This window comes from Saccharopolyspora sp. ASAGF58 (assembly GCF_012277335.1).
Classification (GTDB): domain Bacteria; phylum Actinomycetota; class Actinomycetes; order Mycobacteriales; family Pseudonocardiaceae; genus Saccharopolyspora; species Saccharopolyspora hattusasensis.
Genome location: NZ_CP040605.1, coordinates 1,434,625 through 1,457,068, shown reverse-complemented (window position 1 = coordinate 1,457,068; position 22,444 = coordinate 1,434,625). Strand labels below are relative to the sequence as shown.

The 22,444-nt window shown below is 66.5% G+C and carries 21 protein-coding genes and 2 pseudogenes; 13 read left to right on the top strand and 10 right to left on the bottom strand.

Translation table 11 applies throughout. The features are described from left to right. Window positions 1-37 precede the first annotated feature (37 nt). Entirely contained in the window at window positions 38-1,252 is a 1,215-nt protein-coding gene (locus FDZ84_RS06635) for an acetyl-CoA C-acetyltransferase (protein WP_168585167.1), read from the top strand. A 14-nt stretch (window positions 1,253-1,266) separates the two neighbouring features. Continuing rightward, window positions 1,267-3,483, top strand: coding sequence for a 3-hydroxyacyl-CoA dehydrogenase NAD-binding domain-containing protein (locus FDZ84_RS06630; RefSeq protein ID WP_168585166.1), 2,217 nt, complete (start codon window positions 1,267-1,269; stop codon window positions 3,481-3,483). A 482-nt stretch (window positions 3,484-3,965) separates the two neighbouring features. Here the strand turns inward: FDZ84_RS06630 and FDZ84_RS06625 are convergent, their stop codons facing one another. The 3 genes from FDZ84_RS06625 to FDZ84_RS06615 all read right to left on the bottom strand — a co-directional run bounded on the left by FDZ84_RS06625 (window position 3,966) and on the right by FDZ84_RS06615 (window position 5,979). Continuing rightward, complete coding sequence (locus tag FDZ84_RS06625) at window positions 3,966-4,217, bottom strand: hypothetical protein (RefSeq protein WP_246868849.1); 252 nt, start codon at window positions 4,215-4,217, stop codon at window positions 3,966-3,968. A gap of 261 nt (window positions 4,218-4,478) precedes the next feature. Continuing rightward, a complete protein-coding gene (locus FDZ84_RS06620) occupies window positions 4,479-5,312 on the bottom strand; it encodes a hypothetical protein (protein WP_168585164.1) in 834 nt (277 codons plus the stop codon). Window positions 5,313-5,781: 469 nt separating this feature from the next. Next, on the bottom strand, window positions 5,782-5,979 hold the full coding sequence (locus tag FDZ84_RS06615) for a hypothetical protein (RefSeq protein ID WP_210435832.1): 198 nt from the start codon (window positions 5,977-5,979) through the stop codon (window positions 5,782-5,784). Window positions 5,980-6,045: 66 nt separating this feature from the next. Between FDZ84_RS06615 and FDZ84_RS39940 the strand changes: the two genes are divergently transcribed. The 4 genes from FDZ84_RS39940 to FDZ84_RS06605 all read left to right on the top strand — a co-directional run bounded on the left by FDZ84_RS39940 (window position 6,046) and on the right by FDZ84_RS06605 (window position 7,859). Beyond that, on the top strand, window positions 6,046-6,177 hold the full coding sequence (locus tag FDZ84_RS39940) for a hypothetical protein (RefSeq protein WP_256413666.1): 132 nt from the start codon (window positions 6,046-6,048) through the stop codon (window positions 6,175-6,177). A gap of 124 nt (window positions 6,178-6,301) precedes the next feature. Next, window positions 6,302-6,763: a hypothetical protein gene (locus tag FDZ84_RS38620; RefSeq protein WP_246868848.1), complete on the top strand. Its 462-nt coding sequence runs from the start codon at window positions 6,302-6,304 to the stop codon at window positions 6,761-6,763. Next, a complete protein-coding gene (locus tag FDZ84_RS38615; RefSeq protein WP_246868847.1) occupies window positions 6,760-7,044 on the top strand; it encodes a hypothetical protein in 285 nt (94 codons plus the stop codon). Before FDZ84_RS38620 ends, FDZ84_RS38615 begins: the two co-directional genes overlap by 4 nt. Before the next feature lie 83 nt (window positions 7,045-7,127). Beyond that, on the top strand, window positions 7,128-7,859 hold the full coding sequence (locus FDZ84_RS06605; RefSeq protein ID WP_168585163.1) for a DUF6319 family protein: 732 nt from the start codon (window positions 7,128-7,130) through the stop codon (window positions 7,857-7,859). 834 nt (window positions 7,860-8,693) lie between these two features. Here the strand turns inward: FDZ84_RS06605 and FDZ84_RS40530 are convergent. Beyond that, entirely contained in the window at window positions 8,694-9,008 is a 315-nt protein-coding gene (locus FDZ84_RS40530) for a hypothetical protein (protein WP_371812952.1), read from the bottom strand. A gap of 274 nt (window positions 9,009-9,282) precedes the next feature. Then, window positions 9,283-9,450: pseudogene (locus tag FDZ84_RS40525) on the bottom strand (M14 family zinc carboxypeptidase); the annotation flags it as partial. A 418-nt stretch (window positions 9,451-9,868) separates the two neighbouring features. Here FDZ84_RS40525 and FDZ84_RS06595 point away from each other — a divergent pair. Together FDZ84_RS06595 and FDZ84_RS06590 are read left to right on the top strand one after the other, a co-directional pair. Continuing rightward, window positions 9,869-10,975 (top strand): MFS transporter, encoded by a 1,107-nt coding sequence (locus tag FDZ84_RS06595; protein WP_246868846.1) that lies wholly within the window; start codon window positions 9,869-9,871, stop codon window positions 10,973-10,975. Window positions 10,976-11,313: 338 nt separating this feature from the next. Further along, a complete protein-coding gene (locus FDZ84_RS06590; RefSeq protein ID WP_168585162.1) occupies window positions 11,314-11,733 on the top strand; it encodes a hypothetical protein in 420 nt (139 codons plus the stop codon). Here the strand turns inward: FDZ84_RS06590 and FDZ84_RS06585 are convergent. Next, a complete protein-coding gene (locus FDZ84_RS06585) occupies window positions 11,726-12,106 on the bottom strand; it encodes a hypothetical protein (protein ID WP_168585161.1) in 381 nt (126 codons plus the stop codon). The two genes, FDZ84_RS06590 and FDZ84_RS06585, sit on opposite strands and share 8 nt — an antisense overlap. A 315-nt stretch (window positions 12,107-12,421) precedes the next feature. On the opposite strand from FDZ84_RS06585, the gene FDZ84_RS06580 reads away from it, so the two are divergent. The 5 genes from FDZ84_RS06580 to FDZ84_RS06560 all read left to right on the top strand — a co-directional run bounded on the left by FDZ84_RS06580 (window position 12,422) and on the right by FDZ84_RS06560 (window position 18,876). Further along, window positions 12,422-14,488 (top strand): transglycosylase domain-containing protein, encoded by a 2,067-nt coding sequence (locus tag FDZ84_RS06580; protein WP_246869130.1) that lies wholly within the window; start codon window positions 12,422-12,424, stop codon window positions 14,486-14,488. A 345-nt stretch (window positions 14,489-14,833) separates the two neighbouring features. After that, on the top strand, window positions 14,834-15,790 hold the full coding sequence (locus FDZ84_RS06575) for a CPBP family intramembrane glutamic endopeptidase (RefSeq protein WP_168585160.1): 957 nt from the start codon (window positions 14,834-14,836) through the stop codon (window positions 15,788-15,790). A gap of 116 nt (window positions 15,791-15,906) precedes the next feature. Then, entirely contained in the window at window positions 15,907-17,265 is a 1,359-nt protein-coding gene (locus FDZ84_RS06570) for a serine hydrolase (RefSeq protein ID WP_168585159.1), read from the top strand. A 169-nt stretch (window positions 17,266-17,434) separates the two neighbouring features. Further along, the gene (arfB, locus tag FDZ84_RS06565) at window positions 17,435-17,869 is read left to right on the top strand and encodes an alternative ribosome rescue aminoacyl-tRNA hydrolase ArfB (RefSeq protein ID WP_168589852.1); all 435 of its coding nucleotides are present in this window, start codon (window positions 17,435-17,437) and stop codon (window positions 17,867-17,869) included. Between the two features lie 62 nt (window positions 17,870-17,931). Then, window positions 17,932-18,876, top strand: coding sequence for a patatin-like phospholipase family protein (locus tag FDZ84_RS06560; protein WP_168585158.1), 945 nt, complete (start codon window positions 17,932-17,934; stop codon window positions 18,874-18,876). A 64-nt stretch (window positions 18,877-18,940) separates the two neighbouring features. Here FDZ84_RS06560 and FDZ84_RS06555 read toward each other — a convergent pair whose 3' ends face one another. The 4 genes and pseudogenes from FDZ84_RS06555 to FDZ84_RS06545 all read right to left on the bottom strand — a co-directional run. Continuing rightward, window positions 18,941-20,419, bottom strand: a complete 1,479-nt coding sequence (locus FDZ84_RS06555; RefSeq protein ID WP_168585157.1) for a sodium:solute symporter — start codon at window positions 20,417-20,419, stop codon at window positions 18,941-18,943. After that, window positions 20,416-20,643 (bottom strand): DUF3311 domain-containing protein, encoded by a 228-nt coding sequence (locus FDZ84_RS06550; RefSeq protein ID WP_168585156.1) that lies wholly within the window; start codon window positions 20,641-20,643, stop codon window positions 20,416-20,418. Before FDZ84_RS06550 ends, FDZ84_RS06555 begins: the two co-directional genes overlap by 4 nt. 27 nt (window positions 20,644-20,670) lie before the next feature. After that, on the bottom strand, window positions 20,671-21,210 hold the full coding sequence (locus FDZ84_RS39935; RefSeq protein ID WP_371812799.1) for an amidohydrolase family protein: 540 nt from the start codon (window positions 21,208-21,210) through the stop codon (window positions 20,671-20,673). A 134-nt stretch (window positions 21,211-21,344) separates the two neighbouring features. After that, window positions 21,345-22,256: pseudogene (locus FDZ84_RS06545) on the bottom strand (amidohydrolase family protein); the annotation flags it as partial. Window positions 22,257-22,444: the final 188 nt, after the last annotated feature.

The following is a 22,444-nucleotide window of genomic DNA, read 5'->3' as shown; positions in this document are numbered from 1 at the left end:
GGTGGAGCACCTGCCGCAACGAGGAGGCACGCCACAAATGTCCGAGGCGTTCGTCTACGACGCGATCCGCACACCACGCGGTCGCGGCAAGAAAACCGGGTCGCTGCACGGGGTGAAGCCGATCAGCCTGGTCGTGGGCCTGATCCAGGAGCTGCAGCGCCGCCACCCGCAGCTGGATCCCGCGCTGATCGACGACATCGTGCTGGGCGTGGTCTCGCCCGTCGCCGACCAGGGCGGCGACATCGCCAAGGCCGCCGCGCTCGCCGCGGGCCTGCCCGACACTGTCAGCGGTGTGCAGCTCAACCGCTTCTGCGCCTCCGGCCTGGAGGCGGTCAACATCGCCGCCCAGAAGGTGCGCTCCGGCTGGGAGGACGCCGTGCTCGCCGGCGGCGTCGAATCCATGTCCCGGGTGCCGATGGGCTCCGACGGCGGAGCCTGGGCGATGGACCCCGAAACGAACTTCGCCACCTCCTTCGTGCCGCAGGGCATCGGCGCCGACCTGATCGCCACGATCGAGGGCTTCGACCGGACCACTGTCGACGCCTACGCGGCCGAGTCGCAGAACCGCGCCGCCAAGGCCTGGGCCGACGGCCGCTTCGCCCGCTCCGTGGTGCCGGTGACCGACCGCAACGGCAGCACCGTCCTCGACCGGGACGAGCACATCCGCGCGAACACCACGGTCGACAGCCTCGGCGGGCTGAAGCCGTCCTTCGCCGACATCGGCGAGCTCGGCGGATTCGACGCCGTCGCGCTGCAGAAGTACCACTGGGTGGAGCGCATCGACCACGTGCACACCGCCGGGAACTCCTCCGGCATCGTCGACGGTGCCGCGCTGGCCCTGATCGGCGGCGAAGCCCTCGGCGAACGCACCGGGCTGCGCCCCCGCGCCCGGATCGTCGCCGCCGCCCTCAGCGGCGCCGACCCGACGATCATGCTGACCGGGCCAGGCCCGGCGGTGCGCAAGGCGCTGGGCAAGGCAGACCTGAGCATCGACCAGATCGACCTGATCGAGATCAACGAGGCCTTCGCCGCGGTCCCGCTGAAGTTCATGAAGGAATTCGGCGTGAGCCACGACAACGTCAACGTCAACGGCGGGGCCATCGCCATGGGCCACCCGCTGGGCGCCACCGGGGCGATGATCCTGGGCACCCTCATCGACGAGCTCGAACGCCGCAACCTGCGCTACGGCCTGGCGACGCTGTGCATCGGCGGGGGCATGGGGATCGCGACTGTCGTCGAACGGATCGGCTGAAGGACACATCAGACATGAGCGAGCAGAACACCATCCGCTGGGAATCCGACGCCGACGGCATCGTCGTGCTGACCCTGGACGACCCGCAACAGCAGGCCAACACCATGAACGAGCGCTACCAGCGCAGCATGGCGGAAACCGTGCAGCGCCTGGAGGACGAGCGCGACAACATCACCGGCGTCGTCCTCACCTCCGCGAAGAGCACCTTCTTCGCTGGCGGTGACCTCCGCGAGCTGGTCCAGGCCCGGCCCGGCGACGCCGAACGGGTCGCCGAGACCATCACCGGCGTCAAGCGGCAGCTGCGGCGCCTCGAAACCCTCGGCGTGCCGGTGGTCGCCGCGCTGGGCGGCACCGCCCTCGGCGGCGGCCTGGAGATCGCGCTGGCGTGCCACCACCGCATCGCGCTGAAGAACCCCAAGGCCAGTTTCGGGTTCCCCGAGGTCACCCTCGGCCTGCTGCCCGGCGCCGGCGGTGTGGTCCGCACGGTCCGCCTGCTCGGCATCGCCGACGCGCTGCTCAACGTGCTGCTGCAGGGCCAGCGGCTGCGGCCCGAGAAGGCCGCGGAGATCGGCATCGTCGACCAGCTCGTCGACACGCCGGAACAGCTGCTGACCGCCGCCAAGGAATGGATCAAGGCCAACCCCGACGCCGCACAGCCGTGGGACCGGCCCGGGCACAAGATTCCCGGCGGCACACCGTCGAACCCGAAGTTCGCCGCGAACCTCCCGGCGTTCCCCGCCAACCTCCGCAAGCAGCTCAAGGGCGCGCCGCTGCCGGCCCCGCGCAACATCCTGGCCGCCGCGGTGGAAGGCGCGCAGGTCGACTTCGACACCGCGCTCACCATCGAGGGCCGCTACTTCGTGGAACTGGTCTGCGGCCAGACCGCCAAGAACATGAGCAAGGCGTTCTTCTTCGACCTCCAGCACATCAACTCCGGCGGCAGCCGCCCAGCCGGTGAACCCGAGTGGCGGGCACAGAAGGTCGCGGTGCTCGGCGGCGGCATGATGGGCGCCGGTATCGCCTACGTGTGCGCCAAGGCCGGTATGGAGGTCGTGCTCAAGGACATCTCGCTGGCCGCGGCCGGGAAAGGCAAGGACTACTCGGCGAAGCTGCTGGAGAAGGCCATCGCCAAGGGCCGCTCGACGCAGGCCAAGGCCGACGAGCTGCTGGCCCGGATCACGCCCACCGACCAGCTCGAACCGCTGGCCGGCTGCGACCTGGTCATCGAAGCCGTCTTCGAGGACCCGAAGATCAAGCACCAGGTGTACGCGGAGGTGCAGGACGTCGTCGAAGGCGACGCGCTGATCGCCTCCAACACCTCCACGCTGCCGATCACCGGCCTCGCCGAGGGCGTGCGCCGCCGCGAGGACTTCATCGGCCTGCACTTCTTCTCACCGGTCGACAAGATGCCGCTGGTGGAGATCATCTGCGGCGAGCACACCAGCGAGCGGGCCTTGGCGCGCGCGTTCGACGTCGTGCAGCAGATCAACAAGACGCCGATCGTGGTCAACGACAGCCGCGGCTTCTTCACCAGCCGCGTCATCGGCACCTTCGTCAACGAGGGCGTGTCGATGCTCGCCGAAGGCGTGCACCCGGCGTCCATCGAGCAGGCCTCGGCGCAGGCCGGGTTCCCGGCGCCCGTCCTGCAGCTTTTCGACGAGCTGACCCTGACGCTGCCGCGCAAGATCCGCGACGAGACCAAGCGCGCCGTCGAGGCGGCCGGCGGAATCTGGACCCCGCATCCGGCAGAGCAGGTGCTCGACCGCATGGTCGACGAGTTCGACCGCAAGGGCCGTTCCAGCGGCGCCGGTTTCTACGACTACGTCGACGGCAAGCGGGTCGGGTTGTGGCCGGGCCTGGTCGAGCACTTCGGCACGGCCGAGCGGGATCCGGCCGAGGTGAGCCTGACCGACCTCACGGAGCGGATGCTGTTCGTGGAGGCGCTGGAAACCGTCAAGTGCCTCGACGAGGGCGTGCTGCGGTCGGTCCCGGACGCCAACATCGGATCGATCCTCGGCATCGGGTTCCCCGCCTGGACCGGCGGTGTCGTGCAGTACATGAACGGCTACCCGGATGGGCTGGCCGGATTCGTCGCGCGCGCCCGGGAACTGGCGGAACGCTATGGGCAGCGGTTCGAGCCGCCGGCCTCGCTGGTCCACCGGGCCGAGGCGGGGGAGCCGTTCGACCTCGGCGAACCCGACCCGGCCATCGTCGCCGCTACGGCGGCGTGATGCGCGAGTCGGCGTAGACGCCGAACTCGTCGAGCAGTTCCTCCTCCACCAGCAGCGCGGAGCGGGCCGGCACCGACGAGGTTCTTCACGTTTACAAGGGGTCTCACATCAGTAACAGACACAACTTCTGGCAACCTGCTTAGCGGGTGCACGAAGAAGCCGACGCCGGTGCGGAGCTGATCGTGCTGCCGGAGCTCGCCAACATCGGCTATCCTGCCAGCGCCGAAACAGATCGCCATCGTCTCGGACGAGATCTACCGCGATCTCGCATACGGCGACCAGGTTTCCAGCGCGGCGGCCATGCTGCCGGACCGGTGCTTCCTGGATGACGCTGCATAGCGACGACCCGACCGCGTTGCCCTGGATCGAGGACGCGCTCGCGCAGCTGACCACCGCACTGGACGCGATCCGGAAATCCTGAGCGGCCAACGGGAAAGGCGCCGGAACCGCACGGTCCCGGCGCCTCTTCTGGCTGGCCGTGATCAGCCCATCTTGGGGTGGTCGACGATCGGCGCGTTGACGCAGTTGTTGATCTGCGGCGACAGCAGCGACACCACGGCGCCGAGGACGGCGACGTTGTTGCCGCAGGCCTGCACCGGGACGGCGCTGGCGTTGTTGTCGTCCAGCAGGTTGACGCCGTGGTTGTTCGCGCTGTCGGCGAAGGCCGGGGAGGCGATTGCCATCATCGCTGCGGCCGTCGTGGCAACACCAGCAATCGCTGCACCGATACGCACTGTGCTTCTCCTTAGGTGACTGAACATTCAGCGGTCATACCGCGCGACGCCGGGAAATCGCGGGAAGACGCCCCGTACGAAGGCGACCGCGCGGCAGAGTCTGCGCGAGGCCATCGGCGAAGTCGGACCGAATCGGGTGTTTCCGCACAAGTTCCCACCATGGAGTGATTTATTCCAATGTGGGCGTTATTCGAGCGTTGCAGGAGAACGAAAAAAAGTGGCCCCGGAGCCAAATCCGGGACCACTTGATCGGATCGTCGATCAGCGCAGCGGGCGGGTGACGCTGTCGATCGTCGGGAGCTGCCCGGTGATCCGATGCACCGGAGCCTGCGGGAGGAGACCGGTGGCCTGCTGGGTGAGGTCGTTCGCCGCCGGGCCCAAGCCGCCGTTCAGCTCGGAGGTCACCGGAAGCTTGCCGACCGCTGGCAGGAGCCTCGCCGCCTGCGGCAGGGCGACCGGCGCACCGGGGCGCAGGTCGTTCTGCAGGACGGGAGCAACGGCACCGACTGGGTTGGCCAGCGGTTCCGTCTCGTAGCCTTGGGCGGCGGTCAGGTCGATCGCGGTGTCCAGCGCCGACGTGCCCTGGTGGCCGGGCTCGCGCGGGCCGACCTCGGTGTCCAGCAAAGCGGCGTTCGGTATGCGTTCGGTGACGACGCCGAGGTGGTTCGGGACCACCGAACCACCGACGGCCGGCCGGGTCTTGGTCATCTGCTCGACGCGGGTGGTCTCGGCGAAGACATGCCCGAGCACCTGGTTCGGCTTGCCAGGGGCGAGCAGCGGGCGGCCGTCCCGCAACTCGCCGCCCATTCCGTGGGCAGTGGTCGTAATGTCCGCGCCCACCTTCTTGACCAGGTTTGGGGTGTTCACGTGCAGTTCGGTGTCCGCGCACGGAGCCTTGGTCGGGCCGTACCCGGGGCCGTCCTGCAGTTGGCAGGCGTTCAGCGGGGCGAGGACCCCGATTTGGTCCGGAACGGGCGACAGGTCCGGCTTCGGGAGGGCGGTGCTCTCCGCGGCAGCGGTGGCACCGGTCCCGACTGCGGCGAACCCCGCGGCCACAACGGCTGCCTTCACTGTGCGCGTGGTCCAGGGGCGCAAGATTTGTTCTCCTTGGTCTGGCGTGTTGGCACGGCTGACTCGGTATCGGAGACCCCTCTGCCGATCTTGAGCCCATACCCAACCCAACCGCCTGAACGAGTGAGTTTCACGCGGACTCACGGCGTTCACTGAGCGACGGAATCCTGCAAACCGCCGCCTCGGGCCCGCGTCCGGAGCCCCTCGGGGATCGGCGCGCCGGCAAGCACCGGACATGGCGCCCCGGCCCGTCGGCGGATGGCAGAAAGGTTCCCATGCTCCGGAAACGCGGGACGGCGTCCGGTGTGGATGACAGGAAGGTTCCCATGCTGCAACGGCACGAAAGGCGTGCTGGCAGGCGTTAGGTGACAGGAAGGTTCCCTTGCAGCGGAAACGCCGGGAGCTATTGGCACGCGGGTGACAGGAAGGTTCCCTTGCTACAAGGCGAGGATGCGCGGTGGGTTTACTGTGCGTGTCGGGGCTGCCGGATGTGTCAGTGGCCCGGGGTGAGGCTGGGGGCGAACAGTTTCATCAGGTGGCTCGTGGCTTGCTCCGCGGTGATATCCGGGCGGCGGTCCCGCCACAGGGCGAGCCGCTCGGAGGCGCCGATGATCGCCTCCGTGAACGCCTCCAGCTGCACCGGATCGAGGTCTGGGCGCGCGGCCCCGAGCAGTCCGGAGGTGAATTCCACGACGAGTGCAACGGCACCTGGACGGTGTCCACCGCGGACGGAACTGAGTAATTCGGTCGCGCGCTGATGTCCGGCGTCGGCGCCCTGCGCATCCCGAGCTACCCGGAACTGCCCGGCGTGGAGAGCTTCGAGGGTCAGGTGTTTCACTTCGCCGAGTGGAACCACGACTACGACCTTGAGACAAGTGGGTCGCGGTGATCGGCGCTGGTGCAAGCGCCATCCAGTTCGTGCCGCGCATCGCCAAGAAGGCGCTCAACTGCACCTGTTCCAGCGCAGTCCGCCGTGGGTCCAGCCAAAACCGGACCGGCCCATCCCGGAGTCGGTGCAGCGCCTTTTCCGCAACGCTCCACTGGTCCAGCGGGCTGCCCGCGCTGCGCTGTACTGGGTGCTGGAAGCGCGCTACTCCGCGGTGTTCAACCGCCGCCTCGGCAAGATCGTCGAGCAGCTGACCGAGCGCTACATACGCAAGGCAGTCAAAGACCCGAGGCTGCGCGCCGCGGTGACGCCGGACTACTCCATGGGCTGCAAGCGGATCCTGCTCTGCATCGACTACCCGGCTGAACATGTCCCATGTCGACGTGGTGACCACTGGGGTGGCCGAGGTCAGACCGCGATCCGTGCTGACTGGAGATGGACAGGAGCACCCTGTCGACGCGATCATCTACGGCACCGCTTCCACGTCACCGACGCGTTCGACCACCTGAGCATCGTCGGCCGCGACGGACGCAAGCTCTTCCTGCTGGGGTCCAACACCGGGCTCGGCCACAACTCCGTGGTGTTTTGATCGAGTCGCAGATCAACTATGTGCTCAGCTGTCTGCGGCCGGTCTGCCGCGGCAAGCTGGGGCAGATCGACGTGCGGCAGTTGGTGCAGGACTCCTTCAACTCCGACATCCAGACCGCGCTCGCCGACGCGGTGTGGTCGGCCGGTGGCTGCCGGAGCTGGTACCTCGACGAGAACGGCGTCAACCGCACGATCCGGCCCGGATTCACCTGGAAGTACTGGCTGCGAACCCGGAAGGCGGACCTGGGCGACTACGGGACGACGGTCCGCCAATCCCGTTGAAGCTTCGCACGGGCGTTCGATATAGTGGTGGCGTCACTGTCTAGCAGCCCCGACCGGGGCTCACCCTTGAGCAAGGGGCGGCGATGTCACCGCTGTCGTCCGACGAACTCCGCGAACTCCGCGAAGACCTGAGCACCGGAACCACCCCGACGGTGTGGTTCACCGGTTCGGCCGTAGGCGTCCCGGAAGGCCGATCCGGCAAGGTCGTCGCGCTCGGCGAACCAGCTGAAGGCGACTTCATCCAAGTCCGCCCGGCCGGATCGAGGGACGTGTTGTCCTTCTCGGCCACCGAGGTCACGAAGGTTAAACCACCCCGCAAGAAAGCGGCACCACCCGAGCCACCGGCGAAGTCCGCGGCGAAGCCGCGGACGGCCGACGCTCCACCGGCGAAGCCGCCGGTGGGACGGGCGAAGCCGACTGCGGAGCAGGCGAAACCAGCGGCTCCGGCAAAGCCCCGCGCCGCCGCGGCCTCGGCTCCCGCAGGTGCCTCGACGTCGGCGAAGCCGGCCGGGGACGCGGCGCCACGCCGCAAGCCGCGGCAGGCGAAGCCGATCGGCGGAGCGACGGTGACGCTGACAGCCGACCAGGACGGTCAGTGGAGCGTCGAGGTCAGCACCGGCAAGAAGCGCGTGGTGCGCCCGACACCGGTCGCCGCGAACGCCGTCGCCCAAGCCGCGAAGGCGCTGCACGACGACGTCGCGGCAGCCGTGGAACCGCTGGTCGACGCCGCCCGCGAACAGCAGCGCGCCCGCGTCGAGCAACTGCGCGCGGAACTCGCCGCGGCGCAGGCGGCGCTCGACGAACTGGGGTCCTGAATCCCGCGGCGCTGAGCCGGATTGCCACGTCCGAAGCTCGCCAGCATCGGTCCTCGTCCTCCGATTCACTCATGTCAGGCAAGAAGCCTGGTCGTGGTGAAGAGGGGTTCGGTGATCGGACCGGCACCACAGGTGCGCGGGTCCAACTGGCAGCTCGCCGCGCTGCTGGGCGGGATTGTCCTCGGCAATGTGGACATAGCCATCGTCAGCATCGCCGCGCCGTCGATCCGCGATGACCTGTCCGCATCGGGCCTTCAGCAGGGACGTGGTGAGGCCGCCCCTGCTCGCCACCGCATTCGCCGGGATTGGCGCTTGCCGGTGGTGGCCTGCCACGTCCAACGGGGGCCTGCTGAAGCCCTGCTCGGCCTCGGTGGGTTGGGGTATGGAGCGGCGTTCAGCGCCACGCTCGACCACGTGACGAGCATCGGCGAAACCCGCCACGCGACTGACGTGAGTGGACTGTTCAACACAATCCTGCAGATCGGCGGGGTGGTGGGAGTCGCTGTTTTCGGCACGGTCTACCTGGATCTGGCGCCAACCAGCGGCGCTGCAGCGGTATCCGCCTTCAGCACCGTCACCTTCGCACTCGCGGCTTTGGCCCTAGCAGCAGCGGCAAGCGCCAACAAGCGATCAGCAGCGCCCGAACCCCAGTCCCCTCGGGGAGCTGATGTGAGCATGGGAACCTTCCTGTCACCTACCACCCAGGGAATCTACCGCGACCAGGTCTTTTCCATGGTGTCCGTAAGACGAGCGGCGCTCGCGATGCGCGGATGCAGTCGACGAGCGCCGCTCACGGCTGATCGATTGGTCGGGATTCGATGTCGGTGGTCGCCGTCATGGTCTGCTGGCCGCGGTCGGCGGCGGAATCCGGTCGTAGGCGGCGGGGTCGAGGTGGTCGGCCTGGCCGCTGGCGACAGACGAGAGGATCCCTTCGAGTCCGATGTAGACCGCTCGGGTCAGCATCCCACGATGCTGCTCGCCGAGGGTCTGGGTCTGGCCGCGCACCTCGAACAGCACCACGCCGCTGCCGTTGAGCTGGAACGCGCCGAGTCCGGTGCCCGGCAGGTTGATGTCCTGCGAGTAGAGGGTGATGTTGCCGCAGTCGGGGTTCTTGCTGGCCGCGGCCCGCAGTGCGTTGTATGCGGCCACGTTGAGCTGTTTCTCCGGGCTGATGAACCAACCCGGCCGACCGCCGCTGCCGGGGAAGTCCTGCGGCTGCGGCTGGTAGTCGAGGTTTGGGTTGTAGTCCCGGTTGACGTCGAAACCGGGCCGCGCGAGTAGTTATCGCCTTGCGGGGCGCGGTGTAGTAGTTCCACGCCGGCGGTGCGGTCGCCAGCTGCGGGAAGCGCTCCTGCACCTCCTGCCACGTCATGTCGTTGCCGCGTCGGTCCAGTACCGCCCCGCCAGGATTGATCTTCGGCATCGCCACCACGGTCAGCTTCTCGCGGATCTGCCTGGCCCGGCTGGAATCCGAGGTGCCCAGGAAGTCGAGCAGATCGAGCACCGCGTCTGGTCCGGTCTTCTCGTTGCCGTGGACCTCGGCGGTGACGAACACGACCTTGGGGCCGGTGCCGACGCGCGCGAGGAACATGTCACGGCCCGGCTCGACTCACCGACGGTCTCCACCGCGACCCGCCCCGCGCTGACCCGCTCGATCCGATCGAGCTCGACGAGGAGTTCGTCGTAGCTGGTGAACTCGCTGATCGGGTTCTCCCGCGGCTCTTCGCTGCACGGTGGTGGGCCGGCATCGTCACCGGAGCGGTGGCCGCCGCAGGAAAGATTGCCGACCCCGCGACCACGGCTGCCAGGGCCAGCACGCGCATCCGGTTCATGCAGAACTCCTCGCCGTCGCAGTGACGGCCCCAGCCAAACCGATCACGGCCAAAGCCACAATCGGCCATGAGTGGACATCTCGGACTCTTGGAGCCGGATGGACAAAAGTTGGCTGCACGCCTATCAAAGAACTGGTGCGAATCCCGGAAGAACCCCGCGTCAAGGACACAACAGCGTTGCAGCATCGGTCTTTTCGGCATCTGCTGGTAGCGACCGTCGGCGGTTTTGCGGGATACGTGCTGCTGCTTCCGGTCGTCCCGCTATGGGCGGTAACGGGCGGTGCTGGTGAGGTTGCGGCCGGCGCGACCAACGCCGTTTTCATGCTGGTGACAGTTCTGACCCAGCTCGGCATGCCATGGCTGCTCAAACGCATCGACCACCGCGTTGCTTTCGCCTCGGGCACGATGCTGATCGGCTTGCCGACCCCGTTGTACGCGCTGTCCAGCGACCTGTGGCTGCTGCTCGGTGTTTCCAGCATGCGAGGAGTCGGCTTCGGCCTCCTCACGGTGACCGGCGCAGCGCTGGTGGTCGAGCTCGTACCCGCTGCGCAACGCGGCCGGGCGGCTGGGCTCTACGGGTTGTCGGTCGGCCTGCCAAACGTCCTGTTCCTCTCCGCTGGCGTGTGGTTGACGCAGCAGATCGGATTCGGCCCGCTGTTCTGGATCGCTGGTGCCCTGCCCGTGGCGGCCACTGCTGCTGTGCTGGGGATGTCGCGAGTGCGGGCTAAGCCCGCGCAGCACTCAGACGCCCCTGCGTTTCCCCTCGCGTTGCTGCCGCCCTGGACCGTCATGACCGCTGCGGCGGTTGCAGCTGGTGGGCTCACGGCGTTCCTGCCGTTGGCAGTCGCTGGGTCGGTTGCCCCGGCCGCGCTGATGGTCTTCGGCGCCTCCACGATGCTGGGCCGGTGGGCCGCAGGACAGTTCGGCGACCGACTCGGCCAACACCGCGTCCTGGTCCCCGCCGTGCTGCTGGCAGGCCTGGGCACGGGCTTGCTCGCGGTTGCTGCGTGGGGAGCCGACCCGCTCGCCCTGCTCGGCGCGGCCGCCTTCGGAGCCGGGTTCGGTGCGGTGCAGAACATCACCCTGGTCGTGATGTTCGAACGAACCGAGTCCGGGCCCGCCAGCACCGCGTGGAACATCGCCTACGACGCGGGCCACGGCCTCGGCGCCATCGGTTTCGGCGCCCTGGTCACCCTGTCCGGCTACCCGACGACCTTCGCGGTCGCGGCGATCCTCATCACCATCTGCATCCCCCTGACGACCGCCCGCCGCAGGCGGAGCTGAGAGCAAGGGAACCTTCCTGTCACCAGCGGCTGCCGTCGGCGTTCACCGCAAATGCAGGGCCGGTCCTGCCGCGTGCCTTGGACAGGCCGGAAACGTGCAGCATGGGAACCTTCCTGCCATCCGGTGCACGAGTGGTGATTGAGAAGGGCCGGATACTGGCCGGCGAGCGGTGACAGGAAGGTTCCCTTGCTCACGCCAGCCGGTGAGGTTGTGGTGTGTTTTTGGACACAAGTGCCGCGTGATTTCAGCACGCCGGATCGTGATTCATGAGGCGGGTGGGAACGGGCTGTGACGACGCCGGGCCGCCCGCCTGCTCGGGACCGCCTAGAATTCGGGACGTGTACCGCAGCCTGTTGACTCCGCGTTGGCTGCTTCTGCACGCGCTGTTCGTCGTGGCCACGGTCGCCACCGGTTTCCTGGCCGTGTGGCAGTGGGATCGTGCGCACGAAGCTGGGGGGAGCTTCCAGAACCTCGGCTACGCGCTGCAGTGGCCGCTGTTCGGCGTGTTCACGATCTTCTTGTGGATCCGCCTGACGCGCATGGAGGTGCACCGCGGGGACGAGGCAGAACCGGAAGCTGCATTTCAGGAAGAAGCGGTCGGACCGGAGGTCACCGAGGAGGCGCCGCCCGTAATGCGGCGGAAGCGGCCGCTCGTGCCGCCACCGGCGCCGCCGGTCGATGCTGGGGGTGATCCGGAACTCGCCGCCTACAACCAGTACCTGGCGGAGTTGAACGAGACGGATCGGCGCGCTAGCTGAACGTGATGTTGCCCTTGATCTCGCGCGCCTGAATCAGGTTGTTGACCTCGCCGTGGTTCACGTTGACCACGCCGTCGTCGGCGGCCGAGATGGCTTTGTGCACTTCGGCGCCTTCGGCGCGCAGCTGCTCGGCGAAAGCGGCATCCTCTCCGCAAACCTGGTCCAGCCGTTCGGCCAGGGCCTTGATCTGCGGCTTACCCGCGGACTCCTGCTCGGCGGCTTCGAGCGCGGCCTGCGTCTCCGGATCGTTCTGCGACCTGCGGCGCACGAGCTCGCGTACCTTCACTAGGGCCTGGCTTCCGGCTTTGCCCAGCGCGGTGGCAACCTGCCCGGCGAGCGCGGTGGCCAGGGAATCCAGGAACGGGTCGGTCATTTTTCCTCCGCGTGATCAACTACGGTGGTCACCAAGTGTAGTGATCTGATCCGGACCCGTGGGGTTGTCGGCCAGGACTCGGCCATTTGGTGCAGCGCCGCCGGGATCGGAGGATGTGATATCAACGAATCGACTGACAGCAAAGAGAAACAGGTGTCGACTGGTTCCGCGTGTGCGGGTCGGCGGTAAGCTCGTCGGCCAGTCGGTGGATGGACAAGACGGGGCCTGGGTGGGCACTGCGCCCCGCGATCGGTGGTCAAGTCGTTTGGACACTTGGTGATTGGGGCTGGCGTGCGCAGCGGCGTGCTGTTGAAGATGTTCGGGCTGTGCGTCCTGGCCGGCGTGCTGGTAGCGGCGTTGCTGCTGCCGATGGCGACCGGTGCCGGGGCGATGGTCAACCAGACGAGCGACGCCATGTCCAGAATGTCAGGTTCCCTGGCGAGGCGGGACATGCCGCAGGTAACCACCGTCACGGACAAGGACGGCGCGCCGATCGCGTACTTCTTCAAGGACTACCGCATCGAAACGCCGCCGGACCAGATCTCGGACACCATGAAGGCCGCGATCACCGCGGTCGAGGACAAGCGCTTCTGGGACCACGGCGGCGTCGACTGGCACGGCACCATGCGTGCGCTGGCGACCAACGTCAGCAGCGGTTCGGCCGCGCAGGGTGCATCCACGATCACCCAGCAGTACGTGAAGAACTACCTCGTGCACGTCGCGGCGAACAACGCGGTGGAGGCCGAGAAGGCCAAGGAATCGACGGTCGCCCGAAAGCTCCGCGAGGCGAAGATCGCCGTCGAACTCGAACACACCATGACCAAGGAGGAAATCCTCACCGGATACCTCAACGTGGTGCCCTTCGGCAACCAGACGTTCGGCGTCGGTGCGGCGGCCCAGACCTACTTCGGCACCACCTCCGACAAGCTGACCATCGCCCAGGCCGCGCTGCTCGCCGCGATCGTCAACCAGCCGGGGTCGCTGAACCCCAACAGCAACCCGCAAGACGCGATGCAACGGCGCAACCTCGTGATCGACCTGATGGCGGACCCGAACAACAACATTCGCATCACCAAGGAAGACGCGGAAATCGCCAAGAAGGAGCCGCTCGGCGTGATGTCGCCTCTCGGGCGGCCGCCGAACGGCTGCGTCGGCGTCGGCGACGGTGCCACCGACGGTTTCTTCTGCACCTACCTCGTCGACTACCTCGACCGGCTCGGCATCGACAGCGACAAGCTGAAGAGCGGCGGCTACACAATTCGCACCACTCTCGACCGCAAGGCCACCGACGCGGCCAAGGCCGCCGCCGAAGCGCAGGTACCTACCCAGACCGAGGGCATCGCGAACGCGATGGCGATGGTCGAACCAGGCAAGGACAAGCACAAGGTCCGGGCGCTGGTCGCCAACCGCGACTACGGCAACGACGCGAGCAAGGGCCAGACGGCCTACGACATCGTCAGCAGGGTGCAGCCCTTCGGTGCCGGCTCGATCTACAAGGTGTTCACAGCGGCCTCCGCGATCGAACAAGGCATGAGCATCTACGACACGCTCGACGTGCCGCCGTCCTACACGTCCCGCGTGTACAAGAACGGGACCGCGCCGTACACCGTCTCGAACGCCGACGGGGTGCAGCCGGGGCCGAGGACGCTGCAGATGGCGTTGGCCACGTCCCCGAACACGGCGTTCGTGGCATTGCAGGAGAGGGCCGGACTCAACAACGTCGTTGACATGGCCGCGCGTCTTGGGCTGCGGAACGGGATGACCGCCGTCAACACCAGCGGCCAGGGCCTGAAGCCCGACGGCTCGAACGGCCCGTCCCAGGCCGACGCGATCAAGAAGGGCAACCGCGGCGCATTCACCCTCGGCTACACCCCGACGAGCGTGCTGGAACTGTCCAACGTCGCCGCAACGATCATGAGCGACGGCGTCTACTGCCCGCCGACGCCGATCGAAGAGATCAAGGACCGGCACGGCAACCCCGTGCAGCTCAATGAACCCGGCTGCGAGCAGGCCGTGTCCCCGCAGGTCGCGGCGGCGCTGGCCCAGGGCATGAGCAAGGACGACACCGACGGCACGTCGCGCGCGGCAGCGCAGAGCGTCGGCTGGAACCGCCCCATGATCGGCAAGACCGGGACGACCCAACTCCACCAGTCCGCGGGGTTCTTGGCGGCAACCCCGCAGATGGCGGGTGCGGTCCTGACCTACGCTGACGGGAACAGCCCCCAAGGGATCTGCGACGGCGGTGGCGACGCGCCCCCGTACCTGTGCGGCAAGAACGGCGGCAACATCTACGGCGGCAAGGTGCCGGCCCGAACCTGGTTTGCCGCGATGACGAAGGTCCACGAAGGCCTACCGGCAGCACCGCTGCCGGGCACCCCGTAAGGGATCTGACGCAGATGAGGTCCGTGCCCGCTCGTTCGGCAGGCACGGACCTTTCGAATGCGAGCCAGGTTTAGAGGACCGGCTCGCGGACGCGCTGACTTTCGCTGCTGTCAGCCCACAAGGGCGTCTCGTCGGATGCCCGCTTCGCGCCCCCGCATGGCGGCGCCAGCGAACCGCCATCACGGCCATCTCCGGACGTCCCCCGCCTGCTTCCCGAATTGGTCAGCGCTGCAGGTGGACGTGTGAGCATGGGAACCTTCCTGTCAGGAATGACAGGAAGGTTCCCATGCTCACAGCAGGGGCGACCCTCAGCAGGAGCTCAGCAAGGGTTGGCAAAATGCCGACGTGAGCACCGAGCATGACCGGGTCGATGTCCGGGGCGTTGTCAGTTTCGTCGCAATTACCTATGTGCCGGCATGGCTGTTGACCTTGCCGTTGTGGCTGACCGGCAAAGGACTGTCGTGGAATTGGGCACCGCTCTTTCTCGCGGTCATGATGTTCATGCCCGCTGTCGCGGCGTTAGTGGTCAACAAGTGGATCAGCCCACGACCGAAATTGCTGCGCAGCCTGGGAATCACAAATCCCGGCGGCATCAAGAAATGGTGGCCTTATGTCCTGATTGCCTGGGTGGGGCCTCCGCTGGTGATGGCCCTCGCGCTGTTGGTGGGCTATTTGCTGGGGGTCTACCAAGCCGACTGGACAGGTTTCTCCGGGCTCGCAGAACAGGCCGGGCCCACAGTGGTGGGTTCGGCACCGCAAACGCCACCCGGGGTGATCGCGCTCATCCAGATCGCAATGGTCTTCGGACTGGGCTGGTTGCAGATCATTCCCGCGCTCGGTGAAGAACTGGGGTGGCGTGGCTACCTCACTCAGGCGCTGCTGCCCCTCGGGCAGCCCGGCGCGTTCCTCACGACCGGGGTGCTCTGGGGTCTCTGGCACGTGCCGGTGCTGATCCTCGGCTACAACTACCCGACGCTCCCCATCGTGGTGGCGGTCATCATGATGGTGTGCTTCTGCACCCTGGTGGGAACGTTGCTCGGCTGGCTCAGGCTCGTTTCGCGCAGTGTCTGGCCGCCGACGATCGCCCACGGATTTCTCAATGCGGCGGCTGGTTTGGGCACGGTCTTCAGCATGGCCGGACATCCCGTCGACAACGCGTCAGTGGGCCTTCTCGGGTGGACCGGATGGATCGTGCTCGTCCTGCTCATCCTGGTCCTCGCAATGCTAGGGAAACTGCCGGTGCAGTTTCCTGCAGAGATGGTCGGAATCACCCGAGGAGTCAACCGGCGCAGTCGACGCTGACGACTCCACGAGAGCATGGGCACCTTCCTGTCACTCGCCGAGGAACAGGCCGTCTGACGGCGTGGGAACGCCGAATGCTCCACCCTCGCGATTTGGCGGAGTGAAAGCATGAGGGCATGACGAGTCTGCTGCCCTCCACCCAGCGCGCACTGCTGCGGCGTCTGGCCGTGGAACAGAGTGAAAACCGTGTTCCCTCGTTGATCGCGGGGCTGATCCGCGATGGTGAGACGATCTGGGTGGACACCCGCGGACAAGTCGGCGGTCGGCCCTCCACAACGGACACCCAGTACCGAGTTGGTTCGATCACGAAAACCTTCGTCGCGGTGCTGGTGATGCGGCTGCGCGACGAGGGTCGCCTCGACCTCGCCGACAAGCTCGACGAGTACGTGCCGGGCACCTCGATCGGAAAGCAAAGCATCGGCCAGATCCTCTCGCATTCGAGTGGGCTGACTGCGGAACCCGCTGGGCAGTGGTGGGAGCGAACCCCGGGCGGCAGCGCCGACGAACTGCTGTCCACCATCGACGAACACGCACGGCGCCCGACACCTCGGCACGGCTTCCACTACTCCAACGTCGGCTTCGGGGTGCTGGGCGAGCTCGTATCCCGGTTGCGCGGAGCTCCGTGGGGCGAGGTCCTGCAACGCGAGATCCTCGAACCGCTCGGCATGAAACGGACCACGCTGAGCCCCGTCGCGCCGCACGCGGAGGGGTTCGCCGTGCACCCGTGGGCGGACGTGGTCCTTCCTGAGCCAGCCGAGGATGCGGGGGCGATGGCCCCTGCCGGCCAGCTGTGGTCGACCTTCGAAGACATGGCCAGCTGGGCGCGTTTCGTGAGTGGCGACACCGGCGAGGTGCTGCACCCAGCCACGGTTGCCGAGATGCGGTTGCCCGGGTCGGTCGACGATGGCCCCGAATGGCGGGGCGGCTACGGGCTCGGATTGCAGCTGATGCGGTACCGCGGACGCCGACTGGCCGGGCACACCGGCTCGATGCCCGGCTTCCTGGCGACTGTTTGGACAGACCCCGCCGAAGCCACCGGCGTGATCTTCATGGCCAACACCACAGCAGGTGTCACAGGGGCGTTGGCGACCGATCTGCTGGATTTGCTCGCAGAACACGAACCACGGATCCCGGCCGCGTGGGAGCCCCGCGGAGACGTGGACCTGCAACTCCTGGAGCTCACCGGCCAGTGGTATTGGGGCCCGACACCTTATGCGCTGCGGGTTCTTCGCGATGGGCTGCTCGACCTCTCGCCGTGGCAGGGACGCGGGCGAGCCTCACGATTCCGGGCCAACCCGGATGGCACCTGGACCGGACTGGACGGCTACTACGCAGGAGAGATTCTGCGCGTGGGCCGGGACGAAAGCGGTGTTCCCACGCACCTGGACCTGAACACGTTCATCTTCACCCGCACTCCGTACGACTCTGATGCCCCGGTCCCCGGCGGCGTAGCCGGCTGGCGCCCAGCGCGGTAACCCCCGGCTGGGAGCGCGAGCATGGGAACCTTCCTGTCACGGCCATGACAGGAAGGTTCCCCATGCTTCAACAGCCGGAGCCGCTATCCAGACGAGGCATTCCGGCCTCGATTTCGGCGGGTGGTGCCGTCGCTGCACTGCGGAAACGGTGTGGGGCATCCTGATTGGTATGCCCGCAGACCTGCCCGTCACCAGCCGCTGGACCATTCCTGCGGCCGAGCTATCCGAACGTTTCTCGCGATCCTCCGGTCCTGGTGGGCAGGGTGTTAACACGACGGACTCGCGGGTCGAACTTTCCTTCGATCTAGCTCGCTCAGCGTCGGTCCCAGAACTCCTACGGCAACGTTCGATGGAGCGCCTCGCTCACCGCCTCGTCAATGGCGTGATCACGATTGCGGCCTCGGAGTATCGCGCGCAGCTTGCAAACCGTGAAGCGGCGCGGGAACGGCTGGCAAAACTGCTAGCCGAGTCCGTCGCTCCACCCGCCCCCAAACGGCGCCGCACCAAGCCGACCAAGGGATCGCAGCAGCGCCGTCTCGCTGGTAAAAAGCGGCGCGGCGAGGTGAAGCGGCAGCGTCGTCGAGGTGATCCCGGCGACGGCTGACGTGTGCCGCCGGTGTTCGCGACTAGCCTCGGGACAGGACTAACGCAGAAGGGACATTGCTGATGCGTACGGCTTGGGTCTTGCCGGGTGGCTCCACCTTCGGAGCAATCCAGGCCGGCCTCGTTACGGCATTGTTCGAGGCCGGTGTCGAACCCGACCTGCTCGTCGGGACCTCCGCTGGCTCGCTGAACGCAGCATGGTTTGCTGGCGACCCGACGCCTCGTGGGGCGGCAAAACTCCGCGAGCTCTGGATGTCGATGCGGCGCACGGATGTCTTCCCGATCCAACCCACGCGGATATTCGCGGGAAAACTCGGCTTGTCGAACCACGTGATGGGCAACCACGGGTTGGCGCGCTGGCTGCACAACAACCTGCCGTTTCGCCGGTTGGAGGACGCGCAGATCTCGGTGACCGTGACCGCAACCGATCTGGACACCGGTGAGCCGGTGTATTTCGAAAGCGGTCCGGCGCTTCCTCCGCTGGTCGCGTCGTGCTCGATTCCTGGGATGTTCCCGCCGGTGAAGGTTGGGGACCGTTGGCTGGTGGACGGTGGCCCGGCGGCGTTCATGCCCATCAGCCGCGCTGTTGAGCGCGGGGCGGAGCGTGTTTTCGTGCTGCCGTGCGGCGGCACTGAACCGTTCGAATTCAACCGGCGCAGGCGCGGGATCGGTTCGATCGCGACCTGGCCACCGCCGAAGACGCCGCCGAGGTCGGTCGGCGGAGTGAACGGCGCAGCGCTCGGGGCAGCGATGGTGTCTGCCGCGCGGCTTGATATGCAGTTGAACGCGACGCGCTGCGAGCTCTACGTGGTGCCCGCCCCATCGGTGGTGGGCCTCTCGCCGTACTCGTTCGCGCACGCGGGTGCCCTGATCGACGCTTCTTGGGAGATCGCCAAACGGTGGTATCCCACAGCCAAGCCAGTGCCATCCGGACCCGTCGACATCGGTGGCAACCCGAGCACCAGCGGTCGGTTCGGGGTTTCCGAATCAGCTCCCAACGCTCAATGACCCGTCGATGAGAGCAAAGGAACCTTCCTGCCAGCTGGTCGGAAGGTTCCCTTGCACTCGATAGTCACGCCCGCGGTGATACTGCTTCGGATAGTTCATCCACGGCGAGTCGTTCCGGTGGTGCGGTAGCGGGGCGCGCGAGAGTCACCGCAAGGTTGACCAAGATGTTGACCGCGAGCCCGAGCAATCCGACGTTGATCCCAAGCCAGGGGTCGTTGCCGGTGACAACGAGCACGGCGACAACGACCACTCCCGCTGCGAGCCCGGAGGCAGCGCCCGCGGTCGACATGCGTTTCCAGAGCAAACTGATCAGCACTACCGGAAGGAGTTGCGCCAGGCCTTGGTAGGAGAGGACTGACAACTGCACCAGGGTGCTTGGCGAGATGAAGGTGAACACGAACGCCACCAGCCCGACGAGGAAGGTGACCAGTTGGGACAACTGCTTCTGATGTGGTGCCGTTCGGGGATGCACGCCGAGGACGGACCGCCCCCACATCGTGCCGATCACGAGCATGAAGACCGCCATCGGAACGATCGATGACAACGCCCCGGCGACCCCGACGAGGCCGACCAGCCAAGCCGGCATCGAGTCGACGACGAGCTTGAACATCGCCAGGTTGGAATCCTCAAGCCCAGGAACCACGAACACCGCGGCCAAACCCAAGAGGATCGGAACGAACAACAACACCTGGTAGAAAGGCATAATGATCGCGTTGCGGCGAAGCACACCCGGATTCTTCGCCCCCAGGTAACCGGCCACAGTGGTCGGAAAGATCGTGTAGACGACACCGTTGAGCAGACCCGTGGTGGCGAACCACAGCATGCCCAGGGACTCCGTGCCTTGACCTGGCAGTACGAGCCATTCGGGGCGTTCCGCAACGAGCCGATCCAGCATCGGGCCGAGGCCGCCGAAATATTCCACCGGAACGCAGATGAAAACGACCAGCAACGTGATGATCACCAGGCTGTCCTTGAGGATGGACACCCAGGCACTACCGCGCAGACCCGAGAATATGATGAACGCTTCGGTCACGACGAATGCGATGAGATAGCCGGTTCCCAAGCTGATCGTGCCGTAGCTGATCGTGGAAACGACAACACCCATCCCCGTGATCTGAAGTTGGATGTACGGCAAGAGGAACACAGTGGTGAGTATCGCCACCGCGGCCCCGAACCACGGCGAATCGAACCGGTATGTGGTTATGTCGGTGATGTTGTGCAGCTTGTTCCGGTGGGCGTAATGCCACAGGATCGGCCCGATGACGTAGCCGACGGCGAAACCGATCGCCAGGTATGCCAGCAGGTAGAACACCGGCATCCCGTAGTTGTAGGACCAGCCGGCCGCGCCGAGGTAGCTGAAGCTCGTGTAGGTCTCGCCCGCCATCAGCACGAAGATCAACGCAACGCCGAGGCTCCGGCCACCGATCGACCATTCGGCGAGATTCGCGCGGTCCCGGCCCCGTAGCGAAAGGAGGCCCAATGCGACCGCCGCCAGCATGAACACGGCGAAAATTCCGACCGAAACCGCAGCGCTAGTACTCATTCGCCGTCACCACGCCGACGCTCCCGATCACTTCGCCACAACGGATCTTTGCGAGCGGCAAGCCAGATGCACGCCGGGGTCAGCAACGTCGCCAAAAACGTCCAGAACATGAAGAACGGCAAGCCCAGAACAACGGGTTCGATCCTGTTGTATAGCGGGAGGGCCAGCACATAAAGCACGAATGGCCCCAACAACCACCACAGCGATTTTCGTTCCTTGAGCACGTATCCCTCCCGGCCGTCGAATCCGACTCAGCGAGGGAACCTTCGCGGCGTGGGTGACAGGAAGGTTCCCATGCTCCCTCCAATCAGGCCAGTGCGTCGCGCGCCTGTTCTGATGCTGGGTTCGATGTTGGTTGTTTCGCAGTCCTGGTCGTCGTTTCGAGAGTCACGGCCGATCCTCCTTGTCGCGCCAGGCCGGCCGCCCGCCGACACAGGTTTGGTGAGGGTGAATGCCCGATAGGGTTTCGGGTCGACTGCCAGCGGAGCGTCCGACAGCACGACGAAATCCGCGAGAGCCTCACCCGAACACGCCGTGCCGCGCAACAGGTTGCCGACGCAAAGTCGGCCTTTGACGGAGGCTTCGCCGGTTGCGTGTGCTGAACGGGTGGTGTAGATCACGAGCGCTTCCTGAGCACTGATCTCCTGCGACGGCCCGAGAACACGTCCTACAGTCCGCCCGGCCGTGAAGGTTTGGGTGACGCAACTGGCGAGGTTCGAAGGGACCACAGGGGAAATCGCTCGACCCGCCACTGGAACGCCCGCATCCAGCAGGCTTCGATGGGAGTACATCCGCTCCAGCCGGTCCTCGCCGTAGTAGTCGAGGAGCTTGTCACCGTGGAACGCAACATAGCTACCGAACGGAGAGCAATGGCGTCCAAGGCTTTCATCCGCGCTAGAATCTCCGTGTCCACCATGCTGCAGTGCTCAAGCCGATGTGCTGTCCTGATCACCGGATGTGCTGCTCTGGCCCGTTCAAGGCTGTCGAGGACAAGCTTGATCGCCCGGTCGCCGTTGACGTGGATCGAGAGCCGGGATCCGGCGGCATGCACGCGAAGCGGCAAGTCGTTGAGTTCGTCGGTGCGCAGTGTTTGGATCCCGTGATCATCGGTGCCGTAGAACGGCTCCTCGACCAGGCGGGTTCCGCCTGCGACGGCTCCGTCCGCGAACGCTTTGACACCGCCTATTCGAAGCCAGTGGTCGCCGAAACCAGTGCGCAGCCCAGCCGCGTGGAACGTGTCTACATGCCGATAGGTCAGCAGCGCGGTGAGCTCACCGCGTTGGTGCGCCTCCTGCAACAACGTCAGCTCGGCGGGGTCGACCATCGCGTCGCCGACACTTGTTATTCCCGCGGCATTGAGCTCTCGAAGCGTGCTTTTTAGCTGTGCCAGTGCGGTTTCACCGTCCTGAACTGGGAACACCAGGCGCCCGTAGGAGAGAGACGGATAAGCCAGTTCGAACAGCGACTGCTCGTGCACCACCCCGTTGAGGTGGCCTGCAGCGTCTCTGGTGAGCCCCCCACCGGGCGGCGCGGCGCTCTCACCGATGTTGATCAGAAGCACCGGATGGGTATAGGTGACCTCGTCGAGGTCCGCGCGGGTCAGCGGCTTGCCACCAGTCGACTTTCCGTGGTCGTAGCGAGTCCCGAGCACCCATTGCCCGGGAAGCGTGTCGCGGGCGCCGCCCCTGAGCTCATCAAGCAAAGCAACATGAGAAATCGCCGCCGACACGTCGACGCCCCGCTGGTTCGCAGCCATCATCGTCGGATGCTGGTGAGCGTCGTTGAACCCCGGAACGATCGTCGCGTCTCCGAAGTCCACCAGCTCGGCTTCGGGCATGCGGCGGCGCAGGTCACCGAGATCACCGACGCCGACAATCCATTCGCCCAGGCTCGCCAGAGCGGGCCGATCCGCATCCACGTGCGGCTGGTCGGCCATTGCGACGAGCCGGCGGGCAGTGACCAGAGTTGGTGGTTGTCCAGCGCTTGCCACAGCACCTCCCACGACGCGGTCGATGCCTGGCATGC

Bases quoted from the DNA above. Each gene is read 5' to 3' on its own strand.
- FDZ84_RS06635 (WP_168585167.1), top strand. From the start codon at position 38: ATGTCCGAGGCGTTCGTCTACGACGCGATCCGCACACCACGCGGTCGC.
- FDZ84_RS06630 (WP_168585166.1), top strand. From the start codon at position 1,267: ATGAGCGAGCAGAACACCATCCGCTGGGAATCCGACGCCGACGGCATC.
- FDZ84_RS39940 (WP_256413666.1), top strand. From the start codon at position 6,046: ATGTCCGGCGTCGGCGCCCTGCGCATCCCGAGCTACCCGGAACTGCCC.
- FDZ84_RS06605 (WP_168585163.1), top strand. From the start codon at position 7,128: ATGTCACCGCTGTCGTCCGACGAACTCCGCGAACTCCGCGAAGACCTG.
- FDZ84_RS06585 (WP_168585161.1), bottom strand. From the start codon at position 12,106: ATGACCGACCCGTTCCTGGATTCCCTGGCCACCGCGCTCGCCGGGCAG.
- FDZ84_RS06580 (WP_246869130.1), top strand. From the start codon at position 12,422: ATGTTCGGGCTGTGCGTCCTGGCCGGCGTGCTGGTAGCGGCGTTGCTG.
- FDZ84_RS06570 (WP_168585159.1), top strand. From the start codon at position 15,907: ATGACGAGTCTGCTGCCCTCCACCCAGCGCGCACTGCTGCGGCGTCTG.
- arfB (WP_168589852.1), top strand. From the start codon at position 17,435: ATGCCCGCAGACCTGCCCGTCACCAGCCGCTGGACCATTCCTGCGGCC.
- FDZ84_RS06560 (WP_168585158.1), top strand. From the start codon at position 17,932: ATGCGTACGGCTTGGGTCTTGCCGGGTGGCTCCACCTTCGGAGCAATC.
- FDZ84_RS06555 (WP_168585157.1), bottom strand. From the start codon at position 20,419: ATGAGTACTAGCGCTGCGGTTTCGGTCGGAATTTTCGCCGTGTTCATG.
- FDZ84_RS39935 (WP_371812799.1), bottom strand. From the start codon at position 21,210: ATGTACTCCCATCGAAGCCTGCTGGATGCGGGCGTTCCAGTGGCGGGT.